The sequence below is a fragment of the cyanobacterium endosymbiont of Rhopalodia gibberula genome, from assembly GCF_003574135.1.
Taxonomy (GTDB): Bacteria; Cyanobacteriota; Cyanobacteriia; order Cyanobacteriales; family Microcystaceae; genus Rippkaea.
Map to the genome: position 1 here is coordinate 634,154 of NZ_AP018341.1, position 19,662 is coordinate 653,815.

The 19,662-nt window shown below is 35.8% G+C and carries 14 protein-coding genes and 1 tRNA gene; 11 read left to right on the forward strand and 4 right to left on the reverse strand.

Annotated features, from left to right (window positions below):
* Positions 1-101: 101 nt before the first annotated feature.
* Entirely contained in the window at positions 102-2,045 is a 1,944-nt protein-coding gene (locus RGRSB_RS01945; RefSeq protein ID WP_119259603.1) for a transglycosylase domain-containing protein, read from the reverse strand.
* Between the two features lie 217 nt (positions 2,046-2,262).
* On the opposite strand from RGRSB_RS01945, the gene thrB reads away from it, so the two are divergent.
* Complete coding sequence (gene thrB / locus RGRSB_RS01950) at positions 2,263-3,177, forward strand: homoserine kinase (protein ID WP_119259604.1); 915 nt, start codon at positions 2,263-2,265, stop codon at positions 3,175-3,177.
* Between the two features lies 1 nt (position 3,178).
* Here thrB and RGRSB_RS01955 read toward each other — a convergent pair.
* Positions 3,179-3,260: transfer RNA gene (locus RGRSB_RS01955), tRNA-Leu, on the reverse strand.
* A gap of 222 nt (positions 3,261-3,482) precedes the next feature.
* Here RGRSB_RS01955 and RGRSB_RS01960 point away from each other — a divergent pair.
* Positions 3,483-4,685, forward strand: a complete 1,203-nt coding sequence (locus tag RGRSB_RS01960; RefSeq protein WP_119259605.1) for an HhoA/HhoB/HtrA family serine endopeptidase — start codon at positions 3,483-3,485, stop codon at positions 4,683-4,685.
* Positions 4,686-6,027: 1,342 nt separating this feature from the next.
* Here the strand turns inward: RGRSB_RS01960 and RGRSB_RS01965 are convergent.
* Positions 6,028-8,082, reverse strand: a complete 2,055-nt coding sequence (locus RGRSB_RS01965; RefSeq protein ID WP_119259606.1) for a DICT sensory domain-containing protein — start codon at positions 8,080-8,082, stop codon at positions 6,028-6,030.
* Positions 8,083-8,854: 772 nt separating this feature from the next.
* Here RGRSB_RS01965 and RGRSB_RS01970 point away from each other — a divergent pair.
* The 7 genes from RGRSB_RS01970 to RGRSB_RS10395 all read left to right on the forward strand — a co-directional run bounded on the left by RGRSB_RS01970 (position 8,855) and on the right by RGRSB_RS10395 (position 15,347).
* Positions 8,855-10,150: a DUF4912 domain-containing protein gene (locus RGRSB_RS01970; RefSeq protein ID WP_119259607.1), complete on the forward strand. Its 1,296-nt coding sequence runs from the start codon at positions 8,855-8,857 to the stop codon at positions 10,148-10,150.
* Positions 10,151-10,341: 191 nt separating this feature from the next.
* Positions 10,342-10,533 (forward strand): hypothetical protein, encoded by a 192-nt coding sequence (locus tag RGRSB_RS01975; protein ID WP_119259608.1) that lies wholly within the window; start codon positions 10,342-10,344, stop codon positions 10,531-10,533.
* A gap of 293 nt (positions 10,534-10,826) precedes the next feature.
* Positions 10,827-12,797, forward strand: a complete 1,971-nt coding sequence (recJ, locus tag RGRSB_RS01980) for a single-stranded-DNA-specific exonuclease RecJ (RefSeq protein WP_119259609.1) — start codon at positions 10,827-10,829, stop codon at positions 12,795-12,797.
* A gap of 387 nt (positions 12,798-13,184) precedes the next feature.
* Entirely contained in the window at positions 13,185-14,153 is a 969-nt protein-coding gene (locus RGRSB_RS01985; RefSeq protein ID WP_119259610.1) for a tetratricopeptide repeat protein, read from the forward strand.
* Positions 14,154-14,184: 31 nt separating this feature from the next.
* On the forward strand, positions 14,185-14,454 hold the full coding sequence (locus tag RGRSB_RS01990; RefSeq protein WP_119259611.1) for an asr0689 family protein: 270 nt from the start codon (positions 14,185-14,187) through the stop codon (positions 14,452-14,454).
* Between the two features lie 12 nt (positions 14,455-14,466).
* A complete protein-coding gene (locus RGRSB_RS01995) occupies positions 14,467-14,691 on the forward strand; it encodes a hypothetical protein (protein ID WP_119259612.1) in 225 nt (74 codons plus the stop codon).
* Between the two features lie 434 nt (positions 14,692-15,125).
* A complete protein-coding gene (locus RGRSB_RS10395; protein ID WP_232014552.1) occupies positions 15,126-15,347 on the forward strand; it encodes a NifU family protein in 222 nt (73 codons plus the stop codon).
* 2,172 nt (positions 15,348-17,519) lie between these two features.
* On the opposite strand, the gene RGRSB_RS09960 is transcribed toward RGRSB_RS10395, so the two are convergent.
* Positions 17,520-17,690 (reverse strand): hypothetical protein, encoded by a 171-nt coding sequence (locus RGRSB_RS09960; protein ID WP_172582013.1) that lies wholly within the window; start codon positions 17,688-17,690, stop codon positions 17,520-17,522.
* Positions 17,691-17,941: 251 nt separating this feature from the next.
* Here RGRSB_RS09960 and RGRSB_RS02005 point away from each other — a divergent pair, with 251 nt between their 5' ends.
* Both RGRSB_RS02005 and psb29 read left to right on the forward strand, forming a co-directional pair.
* Complete coding sequence (locus RGRSB_RS02005; protein WP_119260915.1) at positions 17,942-18,274, forward strand: hypothetical protein; 333 nt, start codon at positions 17,942-17,944, stop codon at positions 18,272-18,274.
* A 144-nt stretch (positions 18,275-18,418) separates the two neighbouring features.
* Positions 18,419-19,156 (forward strand): photosystem II biogenesis protein Psp29, encoded by a 738-nt coding sequence (psb29, locus tag RGRSB_RS02010; protein WP_119259613.1) that lies wholly within the window; start codon positions 18,419-18,421, stop codon positions 19,154-19,156.
* Positions 19,157-19,662 lie beyond the last annotated feature (506 nt).

The following is a 19,662-nucleotide window of genomic DNA, read 5'->3' on the forward strand; positions in this document are numbered from 1 at the left end:
AGCTCCTTGTCATTGATATAACAAGTAAAACCACTTCTCATTATCTAGGTGTACTGGTTATCCTAATAAGTCTTTTATACATAATTTAAGGCTTAAAACACTCAAGTCCCTTTTTTTTGTACTTTGGGACGAGGAAACTCAGAAGCAGCAGGAAAATATTTAATCGGCTCATTGACCATTGCTTGTTTCATAAAATCTCGCCAGATAGGGGCCGCATTACCGCCTCCTGTGACCCCTCGCCCTAAAGCGCGGTTAGCATCATCCCCTACCCAAACTGCTGTGGCTAATTGAGGAACATAACCCACAAACCAAACATCACGTTCTGAATCCGTGGTTCCTGTTTTACCCGCGGCAGGACGGTCAATATTAGCTGCTCTCCCTGTTCCACTCGTAATAACTCCCTGTAAAACTGCCGTTAAGTTAGCCGTTGCCCAGGGATCTAAAACTAATTGGGGTTCTGGAGTATTGTCTAATAAAACATTGCCAAGACTGTCTGTGATTCGAACGATAGCTGTTGGTTTAGAGTACCAACCATTACTAGCAAAGGTAGCATAGGCTCCCGCTATTTCTAGAGGAGTGACATCTCCAGCTCCTAAGGGAAGGGAAGTGACCGCTTGTAACGGACTTTTAATTCCTATACGACGACAGATCTCAATAACTTTACTAACTCCAACCTTACTCCCGATAATCACTGCCGGAACGTTACGCGATTGTATCAAAGCAGTACGAATAGGCATTGGACCTCTATAATTACCTCCATAGTTTTTAGGACTATAGATATTTTTCCCATCGCGGAAACTTACAGGATTATCATTGACAATGGAGTCGGGGGTAAATTTGCCACTAGCAAAGGCAGCATAGTAAACAAATGGCTTAAAGGAAGATCCAGGCTGGCGACGAGATTGGGTAACACGATTTAGCTGACTTTTATTGTAATCAACTCCTCCTACGATTGCTTTAATAAAGTGAGTGCGAGGATCAACGGACACTAAAGCGATCTGTAAATCTTTAGCAGAAATTCCCCATCGCCGTAAGTTACGATAACCTTTTTCCACACTTTCTTTAGCTTTAAGCTGAAGATAATAGTCAACGCTGGTTTGAATCCGCATTCCCCCTTTTAGAGTAACTTCTTCGCCGAATTTATCCTCCAACTCTTCCATAACAGTGTCGGTCACATAAGGAAGTTTACTATTCTGCCATGCTGTAGGTTTACCCATTCTTAAAGGTTCTTTTTTTGCTGCTTCAGCCTCTTGAGCAGAAATCCATCCCAAACCCCGCATCCTGTCTAAAACCATTGCTTGTCTTTGTTTAGATTTGGAATAATTAATAAAAGGGCTATAGGTTTCTGGAGCTTGGATGAGTCCGGCCATCAAAGCCGATTCAGCTAAGTTTAATTCGGATGCCGGTTTATTAAAATAACTTTCTGCTGCAGTTTGCGCCCCATAGTTATTATGACCCCAATAGATATTATTTAGGTACATTTCCAGGATTTTATCCTTCTCAAAAACCTGTTCTACCCGGAGAGAAAGAACCGCCTCAGAAAGTTTGCGGTTAAAGGTTCGATCTGTCGACAAAAAGATATTTTTGACTAATTGCATGGTAATGGTAGACGCGCCTTCTACCACACCACCACTTTTATAGTTTACCCAAAGCGCGCGACCAATACTTGTGAGGTTGATCCCGTGGTGATGATAAAAGTGACTATCTTCAATCGCTAGTACCGCCCTTTTGAGTTCAGGAGACATATAGTTTAGAGTTGTCACTTCTCGGTTGGCTTCTTCATGAAGTCTCGATAAGAGCCGTCCTTTGATATCGTAGATATAAGTGGTTTCTGGTGGGGCGTAGTTATTTAGACTCCGAACGTCTGGGAGGTTGCGAAAGCTAATGGCAAGTCCAACGAGTCCCCCTGCAATAATGGAACTGGCCAACAAGGAGAGACTAAGTACAGTTCCCCCAGCTACTTTGACTACACCTTGCCTAAAGGAGGCTTTAGGAGAGGGGGGCTTGTTTGGATTAGTTTGTTGTCGAATAGTGCTAGACGACACGATAGTTTTACTTTCTCACTCCAAGTATAGGTTTATGAATTAGCGGGAGACCTGGCATAAATAAAGTTTTTTACAGGTAGCTTATAGGAATTTGGCCGAGATTCAATCCCCTAGTCTCATTTATTATGCCCTATACCCGAAATAAATTCCTAGCATTATGTCTATACACAAAATTTTCCATCATGTTAAGTAAGTTTTTTTTGATGAGGATTTGATTATGTCTACTGTTAAAGTTTCAGTTCCAGCGACAACAGCTAATTTAGGACCAGGTTTCGACTGCATTGGAGTTGCTTTAAACCAATATAACCACTTTAAGTTTAGTCCCATTGAATCGGAAAGCCCTAACCTAACTATTGCTATAACAGGAAAAGAAGCCCCAAAAGTAAATTGTGATAGCACTAATTTGGTTTATCAGTCTTTTCTTAGACTATATCAATACTTGGGACAAACGCCTCCTAACGTCGCCATTAATATTGAACTAGGAGTTCCTTTAGCTAGAGGGTTAGGAAGTTCAGCTACCGCTATTATTGGTGGTTTAATGGGAGGAAATCAACTGGCTGGCGAACCTCTTTCCTTATCCGAGATTATGGAATTGGCAATCACTATTGAAGGTCATCCTGATAATGTAGTTCCTGCTTTATTAGGAAATTGTCAATTATCTGTAGGAGAAGCAGGAAATTGGCAAATCTGCCCTATTGTTTGGCATCCAGATTTAGTTCCTGTAGTTGCTATTCCTAATTTTGAACTGTCTACTCAAGAGGCGCGAGCCGTTTTACCTACTAATCTAAGTCGCCATGATGCTATCTTCAATATTGCTCGTCTGGGATTATTAATTAAAGCATTAGAAACAGGCAATCGAGACTGGTTAATAATGGCGTTGGATGATAGGCTCCATCAGCCTTATCGTCAGACATTGATCAAGGGCTTTAATTCTTTGAAGAAAGCCTCCTTATCCGTGGGGGCTTATGGGGTGGTCATTAGTGGGGCGGGGCCTACAGTACTCGCCTTAACTTCTTCTGAGCATGCCAAGCAAGTATCACTTGCTATGACTAATGCATGGATGCATGCAGGAGTTGAAGCAGAAGCGCTATTACTATCGATTGATTTCGATGGTGCTAGGGTTGTCACTTAAATGCGGACGGCGAGACTTGAACTCGCATGGCACAAGCCACACGCCCCTCAAGCGTGCGTGTCTACCGATTCCACCACATCCGCATCGTAATCGTTAGCATATACTATCATAATCAAAGGCTAAAATACAAGGAAGATTTTAAACTATTCTTCAAGTTTTCTAATGAGTTGCCAGGAATTACCAGGGTAAAAAAGAAAAACACAGAAAAAAATATTAAAACAAGAGGCTAAGATCGAGCCTCCACCAGAAAACCCTGTAATAATTTTTAGACAGGGAACCCTGTATTTACCTCAAACTAAATAATCATGAGTATTTCCATCAAACAATTATGTGTCTACGTTGCACTCCTAGCTGTAGGTAGCAGTTTTGGATTGTGGAGAAGTCACTACACAAATCAACCATTGGTCACTCAGACGGTTCAAAACCCTCCAGTGGTTCCCACAAATCTGAATCCTTTATATTTTCCTTCTAGATCTTCGGGTGTAAATAATCTTAATTTTATTGCCAAAGCTGCTCAAAAAGTTGGGCCAGCAGTCGTTCGCATTGATGCAGCCAGACAAGTATCTAGTAATCGTCCCGACTCGTTTGAAAATCCTTTTTTTCGTCGTTTTTTTGGTAAGGAAATTCCGATTCCCAAGGAACATATTGAACGGGGAACGGGCTCAGGATTTATTCTTAGTGAAGATGGCCAATTATTGACAAATGCCCATGTGGTTGATGGAACAAAACAAGTTAAAGTGACTTTGAAAAATGGACAAATCTATCGAGGACAAGTATTAGGAATTGATAAAATGACTGATGTGGCTGTGGTCAAAATTGGAGCTACGGATCTGCCCACAGTTAAATTAGGGGCGGCTGAGAATTTACAACCTGGAGAATGGGCAATTGCTATTGGGAATCCTTTAGGGTTAGATAATACTGTAACGGTAGGAATTATCAGTGCTTTGGGGCGGTCAAGTTCAGAAGTTGGGGTTCCCGACAAGCGATTAAGGTTTATTCAAACCGACGCAGCTATTAATCCAGGAAATTCAGGAGGTCCTCTTCTCAATTCTAATGGAGAAGTGGTGGGTATCAATACAGCGATTCGTGCAGATGCTCAAGGATTAGGGTTTGCTATTCCTATTGAAACAGCCCAACGGGTAGCCCAACAATTGTTTATTAAGGGAAAAGCCGATCATCCTTATTTAGGTATTCACATGGTTACATTGGACGGAGAGTTACAAAAAGAACTTAATCAAGAGAATAAATTAGATTTTGAAGTGACTGAAACTAAAGGAGTTTTAGTAGTTAGTGTAGTGAATAATTCTCCTGCTGCTGAGGCTGGTTTTAAACCTGGAGATGTAATTTTAAAAGTTGGGGGCAAATCAGTAAAAACTGCGACGGATGTACAAGAACAAGTAGAGTTAAGTTCTATTGGAAAAATTCTTGATGTAGAGGTAATTCGTCAAGGAAATCCTAATTCTAAGACTTTAGCAGTATGTCCAGAATCTTTCCCAATTAATAATTAATATTCAATAGTTTCAATATTATTTAATAGTGGGTTGCCTTAGCTTAAAATTTTTTAATTGATTCTAATATCTATCGCCATTCAGCCCACCTTACACCGTCAATATTTAAAATAAACTATGAAAGAATAAGTAATTTTGTATCGCTATATTTAACTTATTAAAGTTAGGTTAATACTGCTTTAATTAGTGTTTTTTATAGGTTTCTTTAGCAAGAGATATTAGTTTGACAAAATTCAAAAATACGGTTGTAATTTTTAACAACTAAGTCAAAATACAATGAGGGTTAAGAATTATATAAAACGATAACCGCCAACGATCAAAACTAAAATAATTGAGCGAAAAACAGCATAACATAATACCAACCTACTTTTTGAGTCTAAATCAAGAGAGAGTTTTTTGGATAAATAAGTATGAGCAATTAATCAATTAACTAGGTAAACAACAAAATTTTAAACCACCTAATTTCTCGAATGCTTAATATAAAAAATCTCTTTGAGTGGTCGTTAACCATTTTAATCAAAAACATTTATCAAGTTAAACTTTATTGATCAATCTCACTAACTTTTACTCTATTTTCTATAGATAACGAATAATTAATTAAAATCCTTGCTTATAGCGCTTTTCAAATAGTTCTTGGGTGACATATCCTCGGTTCTATAATAATCAGTCAATCAAATCTTGCTTGAACCCAGAGAAAAGTTTACAGTCATTTACAAAGCTAATAATTTATCGCAGTCGTTTTTAGTTAAATAAAGTTCAAGTCTATAATACTATTCCATATAATTCTGGATAGATCCGACTAAGTCTTCAAAACTCGGTGCACTCTACTGCAAGATTGATAACAGACTTATATTGGAGTTTAATTAATAAAACTAATTTCTGTGTTTTCTCTCTTGCAAGTCTGTAAAAAATAGTGCAGTGACATCATTGTACAGGGCACAAATTCTACCAAATGATGATATTTGATTAGATTAGAAAATACCTTTCTGCAATGGGAAAGAACTTGCAATATATAAAATTTTTTTCATGGTTTAGAATAAAAAATCATAAAAAGTAATTACCATAGTTATGGCTTTATCTGTTCTCAACAGAATGATGGTACTGTTCAAATCTTTAATGAGGGTTATCTAGATTACAAAATACTTCAACGAGATTGGGACGAGATTTTATATTCATAGTAAAAATCTCGATAAATGCTGCTTCCTTTTCCACAAAACTTATACTTTAAATTAATAAAAATATTTTAGTAGTCCATACAGTAAATTAAATTTAGTAGATTTAAAAATCTCTAAAACACCGAGTTTTTAATAAAAAATCTCAAATTCTTTTAAGAGTCTTAGATTTAACTCGAACGATTACTGTCCATTGTTTTTTTAGTCCTTTTACAAGGAATAGTGTTGAGAAAAATAGGAACAGTAAAATGAAATTGACTTCCGAGATCTTTCCCATCTGATTCTGCCCAGATCTCACCGCCCCACCCCTGAACAATCTGACGACAAATAGCTAAACCTAACCCCGTTCCCCCTGTACTACGCCGTAATGCCCCTTCTTCTTGATAAAATCGATCAAAAACTGTTTCTAAACAATTGGGCTCAATACCTCGTCCCGTATCAGCTACCGTAACTTCTAAACTACCAGGATGAGTACTACTAACTTCAATGGTTACGCTTCCTTTAGAACTGGTAAACTTACATGCGTTGTCGAGTAATTTGGCTAACACTTCCACTAACCATTCCCCATCAGCTTGAATTAAGGGAAGTTCAAAAGTCACTAAGTTTTTAATGTTGGGTAAATTGCTATCTCGGTTACGGGACCTAACATTACTCAGAGATAGTTCAACACATTCAGCTAAATCTAAGGGTTCAGGATGCCATTCCACTCGTCCACTTTCTAACCGAGAAAGAGTCAGAAAATCTTGGACTAGCTTACGCATGCGTTCAGCATCTTGCAAGGCGGTATTAAGCATCACTTGACGCAATTTGGGAGACATGTCAGGTTCAGTGGCCAAACTTTCTAAACAAATTTGAATAGTAGACAGAGGGGTGCGTAATTCATGTCCGGTAATAGCAACTAAATTGGAACGGGTGCGATCGAGAGCTTCAAGTTGTTCATTAAGATCTTGTAGATTAGCATAAGCTTCAGCTTGAATTAAGGCCACACCAATTTGAGTGGTAATGGCATTAACTAAAGCCACATCTTCATCTTTCCAGTCCACAGGATTAGGACCACAGTGATGTAACTCTAACATCCCCAAAAGTCTTCCACGATATAGAATGGGGACTAGTAGCCAAGATAGGATCGAACACTTAATAACAAGACTTTGAAGAGATTTTGAATCTGAATCGGACTTTGTTCGGTTGAAAATGCGAGGATCATTATTTGCATCTTCAATCATCAAAGAATCACGCAACTCCATCACTTCCTGGAATAAGGGATTGTCGTGTAACGGCCAAGTCTCTCCTTTAATTGAAGCAATACCGGCACTTAAAAATTCATGTTGAATTGTAGCTGTGGTATCGGTTTCCCGACAGCGATAGACAAGACAACGACAGACTCCCAACCCTTCCCCTAATTTCTGAACAGCCAAGTGTAAAATTTCTTCAGGATCTAGTGAGCGTCGAATAGCAATGGTGACCGAGTTAATCAGACGTTCTTTATGTTCTTTGGAGGCTAGGGAACGGTTGGCCTTAAGCAGTTTATATTGACCAGCTTGTAGATAACTAACGAGGCGTTGCACAAAGGGATCAGGGTGTCTGTTGGGACAATCCCACGTTAAATTATTAACTTCTTTTTGTTTAAGATTTACTCCTTTTTGTTTTAAAGTGGTCACCGGTAAATATTTCTGGCGAGCTTGCTTGATTTTTGTCTTTAATTCCGGTCGATAAGCGAGAATCCGTCGTAACAAGGTATCCGCAGCCTGTTGACTTACTTGACGATCAAATGTCCAAATTCCTTCAAAACGTCGGCTATTGTCCATAGCTGAGCCAACACGGTCATTAGTATCATCATGGTTTATCCCAATGCGTTCTTGACATACTAAGCAACTCGCATAATCTTGAGCAATAACAATTAAGTTCCATTCTTGAGCCAAGCTGTCTGTTGATTCAAAGGCGATCTTTTCATAAACTTCAGAACTATTTTCAAAATCGGCTTCTGGAGCAGCCAATACATAAACCTGATCTGTTTTTTGGGCGATTCGCTGATATCGTTGAGCTTCTTGCCGATAAAACCGTTCTCGTTGAAAACTGGCAATAACTAGAGGATAACCTGAACCGGCTAAGACTTGATCTTCCATAGCATGAGATAAAGCTGTCAAGGAAGCCTTGAAATACATTTGAGGCCGCCAATAGGGGAAAATTTGCAACAGTCTTGTTAAAACCGATATTGAGTTGCTCATCGACGTCTTTTTGATATCTCCTGGCAAAATCGATGTCATATCGCCTTTATAGCCTTCATATTGCAATTATGTCCCCTTAAAGAGGGGTGTTGAACTATAAACAGAAAGTCTATGTTTAGAGTTACCCCTCATTGTAACGGGATTGCTATAGTGGCTAACGATAATGTTATTAGGATTCACTTAATTCTATGGACATAGCTTAGATAAGTTATTTTGTCCTTAAACTCCATTCTATTAGAAAAACTTGATGTATTCTTGTCATTAAATCTGTGCACATCCTCTATCTAGCCTAAAAGATCAATAATCACTCTTCAATCAACAAAAAGTTTTTGGATGTCTTTCTAGAGTTTCGATTCCAAGAATTTTTTCTGTACACTTTTACTCCTAATACGCTATTAAAATCACTAAATCTTCCCAAAATCCTTTTCGAGACAATGATGCTTTTTGAATCGGTCTTTTCATAACCTTATTATTGAGGGATTACAAAATTTGTCATTATTTTCTGATCTTTTAGGAAAAATTGGAGATCTTATCAGTAGTTGTAAATATCAAGAAAAATTGACAAAATAATCTCTCAAAGTCTGATAAATTCGTCAATGATCTTGTAAGTTAACGATCTCACTTCTTGACCATTTCCCCTATTTTTTTGTTACATAAAATTAAGCAAACGATCCCCACAATCCAAATTCTATGAGTTAACCATAATTCACATGAAACTCTTAAGACCTTACCAAGAGCTATTTGTTACCTACATCATCGGAGAGTGTATCTCATGGCGCAAGAGCAACCATTGTTAGAGGAAATGACCCTCAGACAGCTACGCAGAGTAGCTAGTGAATATAATGTCTCACGTTACAGCAGAATGCGTAAAGCACAATTGTTGTCTGCTATAAAACAACTTATTCAGGAACAAATTATTCAACAACCAAAAATAAAAAAAATGACAATAAGTCCAACATTCGTTCAGGAGGAACAGGAAATGGAAGCATCTAAATTTAAAATAGGTCAAGACGATATCGTAGAGGGACTTTCATCCTCTGTTGATGACGGGCTTGGTGATCTCCCCGATGGCTACGGAGAAAGCCGCATTGTTATTTTGCCTCGTGATCCGCAATGGTCTTATGCTTATTGGGATGTTCCCAATGATGCTAAAGAAGAATTACGTCGCCAAGGAGGACAACAGTTAGCCCTACGTCTTTATGATGTAACTGATATTGAGCTTAATTGCCAAAGTCCCCACAGTATCCAAGAGTACCTCTGTGATGAGTTAGCACGGGAATGGTATTTACCGATCCCGGTGAGTGATCGTGATTATGTTCTTGACATCGGTTATCGTTGTTTCGATGGACGTTGGTTGGTTCTCGCCCGTTCAGCTTCTGTTCATATTCCCCCTGTCTATCCTTCTGACTGGGTGGAGGACATCTTTGTTACTGTCGACTCAAACCAAGAACTCCAAGGTAAGACTGTTTACAATTTTGTTCCTCCCACTCACAGTCAAGCAATCCCCGGCGACAATTCTGTCTACGACGAAATTTTTGGTATGGCTCAGGGAGTTGAAGCTCAGCGCACGGCAGGTTCTGTGTTCGGTTCTGTACAACACCTCACAGGTTCAGTGGTTAATCCCTACGTTCATCAAGAAGTGGTTAGTCCCTACGTTCATCAAGAAGTGGTTAGTTCTTATGTCCTTCCTTCTGGTGTTGGAATGTGGGCAATTCCTACTATTTCTGGGGCGAATGTCTCCACTATGTCTGGTGTGTGGTCAGGAGTTCCTATTTCTACACTGCCCGGGTATCCCCGTAAGTTCTGGTTAGTGGCTGATGCTGAGTTAATTGTTTATGGGGCTACTGATCCTGATGCTACTGTTACCATTGGGGGTCACCCTATTGAACTTAATCCTGATGGTACTTTCCGCTTCCAGATGTCTTTCCAAGATGGTTTGATTGATTATCCTATAGTAGCCGTAGCTGTTGATGGAGAACAAACCCGTTCTATCCATATGAAGTTTAGTCGTAAAACCTCTGAGTCTCATGCTAATTCTAAGGAAGAAACAGTTTTGGAGTGGACTTGAACTTAGTCTATAACTCAAGACGATAGTTGCTTTTTTTAAGCATTCTTAAAAATTCGCCAACTTGATTGCTCCCGATGGATTCGTCGGGGGCTTATTTTCAAAAAATAGAGAAATTCTTAATTTCTGTAAGAGAACGTTAACCTCCCAAAATTCTATATTAAAATATAATAAATATTAACTTTCCTTAAGAGATGTTGAGCCCAATTTTAATATTTGATCTGGCTTTAGTTGCCTGGTCACTTCACTTAATGCAAGAAGCGGTTGACCAACAAGAATTCTCCTTAATGCTAGCAGGAACTTTAGTAGCTATGTCTGCTGCAGCAATGCTAGTGGTTTATTTTCTGATGGGGAACTGTTTAAGCTATCTAATTCAACTCCATTAGGTTTTCTAAAAATAGGTAGGAAGAATCCATAAATCTGAATGTGACAAACGACATACAAACAGAATAAAAAAATATTTATTTTCTCTTCTTCTATTCTCACAAAAGTTGATTGCGTAACATGTACTTTATGTTTGATTATAGTGTTGCACTTTCATTAAGTAATCAAAAAAAATCTCTAAAATTTTCTCTAGTATGGTATTGTCGTTAAAATTAAATCCCAAGAATTTTGAATAGGCTCTAAACTAATAATCTCCGATAATCAAGTAATCTCCAATAATTAAGATTTGATCCCGATGAAATTGCCCCATCAACGATGGCAAGTTGCTATTCCTAATCCCGAACAAGTCGAGCAACTGATCAAAACAACTGAACTACTACCTTTAATTGCCCAAGTTATCATTAATCGGGGTATTGAGACTCCTAATGATACCGCAATCTACCTCAATCCTGAAGCCCAAACTCTTCCTTTACCTTTAGAGGAATTTCCTGATTTAGAGATTAGTGTGAAATTATTAAAAGATGCGATTACCACAGAGAAAAAAATTGCTATTTGTGGGGACTATGATGCTGATGGTATGACTAGTACTGCCTTATTATTGCGTGCTCTCAGTCACTTGGGTGCTGATGTTTGCTATAAAATTCCCAGTCGGATGAAAGATGGTTATGGCATTAATGAACGTATTGTAGAATCTTGTGCTAATGAAGGAGTAGGGTTAATTTTAACAGTTGACAATGGCATTACAGCTTATGAACCGATTCAACGAGCGGTACAGTTGGGGTTAAATGTTATTATCACCGATCATCATAATCTTCCTAAAGAATTACCTCCAGCAGATGCGATTCTTAATCCCAAATTACTTCGAGAAACTTCTCCCTATCGTGGATTAGCAGGAGTTGGAGTAGCATATATTTTAGCAGTAACAACGGCTCAACATTTTGGGTTACTCAAGGGTTTAGTCGACCCATTATTAGAACTATTTACATTAGGAACTATAGCAGATTTAGTCCCTCTCGTTGGGGTCAACCGACGTTGGTTAAAACGGGGTTTACGGAAACTTCCTCACTCAAAATTAGCAGGAGTTCAAGCCCTCATGCAAGTTACCGGAATCAGTGAAGAACAAAAACAACTCAAACCTGATGATATTGGCTTTCGGTTAGGACCAAGAATTAACGCAGTAGGACGCATTGGTGAGCCTCAAATAGCTATTGAATTATTAACTACTGATGACTCTAAAATTGCATTAGAAAGAGCGATGCAATGTGAACAAATTAACAGTAAACGTAAGGACATGTGTGAACAAATTGAATTAGAAGCTATTCATTTAATAGAAGATACTCCAATTTGTTGGAAACGTGATCGAGTTTTGGTGGTGATTCAATCTCAATGGCATCATGGGGTTATTGGCATTGTGGCTTCCCGTTTAGTGGAGCGTTACGGAGTTCCTGTTTTTATCGGAACCTATGAAGAAAACTCTAGTCAAATTAGAGGATCTGCACGAGGAATTAAAGAATTTAATGTAGTTGAGGGATTGGATTTTTGTCAAGATATTTTGGAAAAATATGGAGGACATAAAGCAGCAGGTGGATTCAGTTTATCAGCTAGTAAATTAGAGGCTTTCAAACAAAGATTAAGCATCTTCGCCCATAAATGTTTAAAAACTCAACACCTCAAACCTTTAGTGATGATTGACGCTCAGGTTGATTTCGAACAATTGACCCCTAATTTATATCAGTCCATTGATCAACTTCAACCTTGGGGAATTGGCAATTCTCATCCAATTTTTTGGACTCCTAATATTTATATTGTTCAGCAAAAAATAGTAGGAAAAAATCATCTTAAGTTGGGAATTTCTCAAAATGATTATAATCAAGCAGAGATAGAGGCAATTGCTTGGCGTTGGGGTGAGTATTTTCCCTTACCTAAACGAGTTGATATTGCCTATAAACTAACAGAAAATTGCTGGAATAGTAATTATAAAATTGAACTAGACATTGTAGGAATACGATTACCATTGTTTTCTTTGTCCGATTCTGATCATAAGCCAGAAATCTTTCAATATCAAGGGCGAAACTATCAATGTAGTTTTTCTAAAACCGAGAAAGAATTAAGAATTAAAAATGATCGAGGAAAGGTATTAACAGTTAAAAGAGGACAACGACAAGGGTTCTTAGGAACAACGCGAGAAAATTTTCATAAAGTCGATATTACTCAGCCCCGCTACTTTAACTTGATTAAAACAGCCATGGTGGTTTTAGAGTTATGAATCCTCGATCTACCTAAATCTATTGAGTCAAATCGCTCAATCTTCATTTCCTATTATTCAGATGGCAGAAGAAAAATACATAGATAATTAATTGTTAATAAATAAAGTAGTTTTTTAGATTAAAATTTAGCATTTGCTTTAAAAATTGGTAAAAAAAAGCCTTAAAATATAAAGTTGCAGCCTACCATCACCTATGGTAGATTGTATTTAAATTTGCAAAAAAGCTAGTTTCTTTAGGAATAAAAACATAAAAAAGCTAAATTTTAAGGGTAAGTAAAGTCATCTGAACTAGAATTATTAATTAACTACTCTAAACCAGTTATTGTCTTTAGAAGTTGACTTAAGAATATTGCGATCTTTTGAATCCTACTAAGAGAGGTTAACTCTGTGATCATAACCTTAAGTGATGCCAACGTAAAAGCTGCTTTAGCTGCCATTGAATCTGATGGAGCTACCCTAGACGAAAAAATCGAGATGTTAATTGAAATAGCTATGGGGCTGCAAAAAAAGCCGAAGAATTCCCAACAATTCGAAGACGCGGTTTTTCTTTATCGTAGGGGATTAGAACTATGTCCTCCTGACTATCCCTTGTTACGAGCAAGATGTTTATCGGGAATGGGAACTGCATTGCGAACAATTCCTGCAGAAGGAGAGAGCTTACTCTTAGAAGCAAAAACTGCTTACGAAACCGCCCTTCCCATACTTGAAAAATATGCGTCTCCCGAAGAAGTCGCTGAGGTATACATGAACATAGGGGTTGTGCTACAAGGGTTGGTTCCCTTTCAAAAAGCAGCCATGCAAGATGCTATAAAGGCTTATCAAAAAGCGGCAAGAATATTTACTGGAGAGAATTACCCTCAAGAATTCTCCATATTACAAAATAACATCGCGATCGCTTATCTTTCAATGCCTCTAGCTCTGAACGGGGAAGAAATGTGTCAAGCCATTGCAGTTCAGTCTTTTGAAGCGGCTTTGAAATGGGTGACGCTAACCGATCATCCTAGCGAATATGCTATGCTGAATAATAATTTCGCTAACGCTCTACAATCTCTTCCGAGTGCTCATCCGATAGAAAATAACTTAAAAGCTCTAGCTGCATACAATGAGGCGTTAAAGGTTCGTACTCCTCAAGATACTCCCCTTGAATGGGCCAACACTATCTCAAATAAGGCGAACGTTTTGTTCAATTTACCTGATGATATTGAGCACCCTGAAAGGGGTAATCAAAGTAATCTTATAGAAGCTAAAACTTACTATCAAAAAGCTCAAGGAGTATTTAGTCAATACGGACAATGGGAACAAGTAGAGGTTGTGAAAAAAGCTTTACAAGATATAGAGGTACAATTAAGGAGTTAGTAATTTAATTTGTCTAAGGAGCGTAATTAAAATGACTGAAATTCTAGATAACTTAGGGACAAATCCAACCATTCATAATTTTTTTACAAATCTAATGATGGGAGAGATAACCTTAGTAACAGGCTTACTCTGGTTAGTAGTGGCTGCTATCATTTCTGTTATCAGTGGAGCTATCGGTGGAGTGTTATTGGCAGGTAAGGATATTGGCTATCAACTGTCTATCATGATGGGTAGTTTGTTGGGTCCCGCGGGGGTTATTCCAGTTGTTGTTATTGGACTTATTCTGTTGAGATTAGTGTAGGAGTTACAGATAATGTTAAGACTGACCTGGTATTCTGCAAAATTGTTTTTCAAAGGCAAATTAATCCGTAATCCTGGATATTTTTACAAACAATTTGCTTTGGGGTTTCTTATCGGATTGTTATTATTAGTTGGACTAGGTAAAATGGAAATTAATTTAGCTTTAGCTATTGCAGTATCTAGTCTAGTGACAGGAATGCTTATGCCTTTTTTGCTTAAAGATATAAAAATGCAGTGATTATTCGCATTTAGCTCTTCAGACTTTATAGTGGCTAGTCGTTAACTATTTACTATAGAGTCTCTGCTGTTAATCTATAAATCAATCTACCTTCACATTAAGACAAGTGAAGACTTTAGAAAGCCTAGTAGAAGAAGTTAGTCTCTGTAAACTAATAACATTCTAATGAAATGAGAATCAAAAGGTGATTGTTGAAGGGTTGAAAGGAACAGTTGAGGAATTACATAAGGAAGGGTTAACTCGTCTAAATTCGTGGTATTAAACGATAACTAATGGGTATATTGCCCCATGCAGTTGAAGATAAAATTGTTTATATATTATTACGTTATCATCAATTAATTAAACCTCCAACTCCGCCCCTAAAATAATATTTTTAAAAAGCATTAGGAGCTGTTCGATCAGGATTGGAAAGTCATAATGAGGATGTAGAATTAGTGGCGCTTGAACTACCTGAGAGTGTCGCAGTTCAACTGATGAGGACTTGTAAGAATTGTCCAGTTTCTGCCCTAACCTTAAAACGAGAAATTGAACAGGTGATAAAAGCCTATTGTCCTGAAATTACGAAGATCTTATCAGTTAACAACTCTGCAATAGTTAGTTATAAAGATAACAGCTATTTTAGTGGTTCATTTTCTTTATTCCAAAAGATAGGTTAAATATCTTTAACAACCATTGATGAGATATTCAATGAAGGAATTTCCCCGCTGGAAATTAAAAAATTAAAGTTTCTTTAAACAAGACAAGATGAGCAAGTAATTAGGTATGGCAATAGTTATAATCATTGAGCAATATCCTTAGACACTAGAGAAGTTGAAGATGATATTTTAAATTGCCCATATTATTGGTTTAAATATCGCTTAGCCACGGGATAATGTTTAACGGTACCTAGAATATCTCTGGAAGCTTATTCTGTTAAATGATATGGAGATCGCGTGTTGTTCCAAGTTTTTTCGGAAAAATGATATAAGCTATCCAGAAAACGATTAGTTTTAACTTTATATAAGAAAAGTTAATTGTTTAATAACAACTAATGTCTTAAATTATGCTAAACTGATAACGTAAAGCTAACCAGTAAACTGTTAAGTTTAGAAGTTTTTGAGACTGAGAATTGACATAATTTCTGAAGCTATAAGCTTTTCTTTGATTTATATTTAATATTTTCTACTTTTCCTTAATTTGTTCCTCCGTATAAGTAAACAATAATTCTTTTGAATATAACGCTTGATTATTCTTCATTTTTTTAGTTCGATGGATAAGCGTCTAAAAACTTATTTTTATAAATTTAATCGTTTTGAAACTAGTCTAATCTTTTTAGATAAATATTCTAAATATTTCTTTTAATTGGTATATTTTTAGTTGTCTTATGTTTAAAATTGCCAGAACAGTTTTTGACTAGTCTTTTAAGTCTTTTAACTTCACATTATAGGATTTTTATTTAGTTATCTAATTAAGATAAAACCCGTTTTATTATATCAAATTTATTTGCTATTTTTTTAGTCTGTGGCATTAATTTACTTAGTAAAAAACTTTTATAAAAAGTCTCTAATTATGCCGCATTTTTTTAAAATTCTTATTTCTATCCTTTCTGTACTAACTCTTTTACCTAAATCAACTAGCACTACATAACAACTCACTTGTTATTTAATCACATTAATTTTATTAATTACCAACCGTTTCAATATCTAAAGTTTGTTTATCTATAAATCTTAGATCAAATTATTAATTTTTTATCTATATTTTTACCGTTACTGTTTAGTGCTTTTTCAATATTTTTTTTTGCATTGATTATATCTCATATGACGACGATTAAATTTTAAATAGACCACTTTCTTTATAAGAAAAATTTATCTAACAGTTAATTTATGATTTTAATGAAGTTTTTTAGTATGTAAAATACAATAAATACAAGTTTTTGTTGTATTTATTGTTCTGATAAATTAAACTATTTCTAGTTTAATTTAAATCTAAATAATAGAAAATTATAATTTTTGATAAATTTAAAATTTATTTAACTTAGTTAAATAGTTGACGATATAAATCTAAAATAGATAGTAGTCCTTGTATTTATAAGATAAAATTTAGACACAAAAAAATAAAAAATAATCAATAATTATGTTTTTAAATTAAAAATATTTTATATTTTTACTATGGTAGTATATTAAATATATCTAATATAAAGTAGTATTTTTATTTATTTTAGATGATTGATGTTGTCTATTAATGCTTAACTTTTAAAGTTAATAACTCAAGGAATAAAATTAATTTTACAGTAAAAAATAGATAATCTAGGTCCTAAGATATTTATAAATAGTGATTAAAGTTAAAACTAATAATCTATACTTTTGATTTCCTGATCAACATTAATGACTTAAAAATAGATAGAACTTCTATATAATGAAAATTCGTTTTACATTAACTGATTCTTTTTTATTAGTTGTTGCTGGAAAAGCAACCATGTTATCATAACCAGAAGCTCACCTACGACCTTTAGAATTCAAAAAAGTTGTCCCACTATAAAAGATAACTTTAAAATCACCTTAAAAATCAGTCTTAAAACTGTTAATAATAAGCAAACCTATATTCCATTTACCCACTAGATTATTCATAATAAAAAAGAAGAAAATTTGTTTATCTCCAGGTCACTTAACAGTGATACTTTGAAACTTAATACCGCTTTCTATAAAATTAAGTACACTATTCTTATCAACAGCTATTTCAACGGCGATTTATTCTAAATTAATAGTCTAATCGGGTAGGAACTTACTAGGAACAAATGGAACTTTTTTGTGTTTGCTGACAAATTTTTTTAAAAAAATCTGTTTTTAGGGTTATAGACACAAATCTTCCACCACGTAAGTTATCCCTACCACGACAAGAATTGATCTCCGAGTAAATTTGAAAATTTTGAGAAATTTGTTGGCTAATCCCGTATTTATAATTTCATCATGGGTCAAATTCTGAGGATTAACTAAATTTACAGGTCTATCGCTACAAACCATTAACATCTCCAAACACAGTATCAGAAAGACAATAATTTAAAACACAAAGTCTTTCGTTCCACCTCGTTGTGTTCGTCTCAAATTAAAAATATCTTGTTCCTATAAGTATTTTTAGTGAAAAAGATAACATATAGCGTTTTAGATAAGTTACGTTAACAACGTCGGAGTCTACTCTACCAAAAAATCGTAACTACTCTCCTCCTCTTCCCTTTATCATGAAAATGATTGGGAAAAAGATTCAAGGAACAAGGATGACGCAACAAGTAAAACCACATGAAGCCAACTATTTGTATAATCAGCAAAACAGTTCACTGTCCCAACGTTTTCAAGAAATAGTGGACATTGTCGAAACCCTAGCTTCTGATTGTAAAGGCAATACCTATGACTTGCTGTCTTTATTGCGCATTTTAGAAACTTTACACCGACAAATTCGGTCAGATATGTTTGAACCTTCTTTGCCCGATACTCGTAAGAACTTATATGAAGTTCTAAGAGATATTGAAGAAACGGGAGGTTGGCCTTATATTGAACGAATGAAACTCCAAAAATTTCTTGAGCATTGGCTCAATTCGACCTCTTTCTAAATTTTGAGAGATGGCGAGAGAAAGACTCTAAGATTAGCTCGTTAACTTCCACTTAGTGGCTTGTTTTTCCTTGTCTTGGCAAAGAAGTCTTTACAAGGGACAATAGATCGCAGTTACTATCTCAATTAAATTTAAGTCTCTTTTGTGGATAAAGTTCGTACTGTTTCGGATACCAAACGGGATTTCTACACCCATCACGCCCGACCCATAAACTCTATTTACCGCCGTTTTATTGAAGAGTTATTGGTAGAGATGCACCTGCTCTCGGTTAATGTAGATTTTCGTTACGATCCCATTTATGCTCTAGGGGTTGTTACTTCTTTCGAGCGTTTTGTTCAAGGATATCGACCTCAAAAAGACAAAGACTCTATTTTTTCAGCGTTGTGTTATTCAGTTGGAGGCAATCCTGAACAATATCGACGAGAAGCTCGAACTCTCTTAACTCAGGTTAAAGGAATGTCGGTTTCAGATTTTATGGAGATTCTCAAAGCTGCTAGTTCACCAGTTCGCGGTGATGGAATATTATGTGAAACTTTACAAGCGATTGCTCAAAATTCTCGGTTTAAATATAGTCGTCTGTTTTCGGTGGGTTTATATACCTTAATAATGGAACTTGATTCTGATTTAGTCGAAAATCAGGATCAAAATAACCAAATTTTTGGTAAAATAGCCGAAGTGCTTCATTTATCTTTAGAAAAACTCCAAAAAGATTTAGATCTCTATCGTAGTAATCTTGATAAAATGGAACAGCTACTCGCTGTTGTTGAAGATACTCTCAAAGCAGAACAAAAAAAACGACAAAAAGCAACACAACAAACACAGACAACTGATTCTTCCGTTAATTCAAACAATGACTCTAAAGATGACTCGATTAACTCATAATAGATGTATTTACGCAAAGATTTAGCTAAATTTAACTGAGAAAAAGGGAAAAGGGAAGAGTTTAGAGAATTTGATTATCTTATTATCATCAGATAATCAACATAAAACTACAATTATCAGTTTAGACTTTTTACTTTTTTCCAATCCCTAATTCTTAATTTCTAATCACCTCTATAGTTGAAATTTTAATCCAATAAAAAAAATCAACTTTCACAAATTTTACTGGCAGATTACTCTTCTTGTTGATCGTTCTCTATTAATTACTACATTAATCTGAGTCTTCTATCTGATCCTAAGATATCAATTAAGATCTTCTAGGGATTCAGTTTATTTTTTAATAGTGATTTTATGAGAGAAGATATTTAGGAGATTTTGGAGGACTAATTTATATTTTTCTTAGAAATTTATAGATATTATCTATGTCAGTAACAGTTGTCTACTTTTTGTTTAAAACTGCTGCATTTGAGTTTATTTATAGGTAAAATACTCATAAAATATTAAGAATG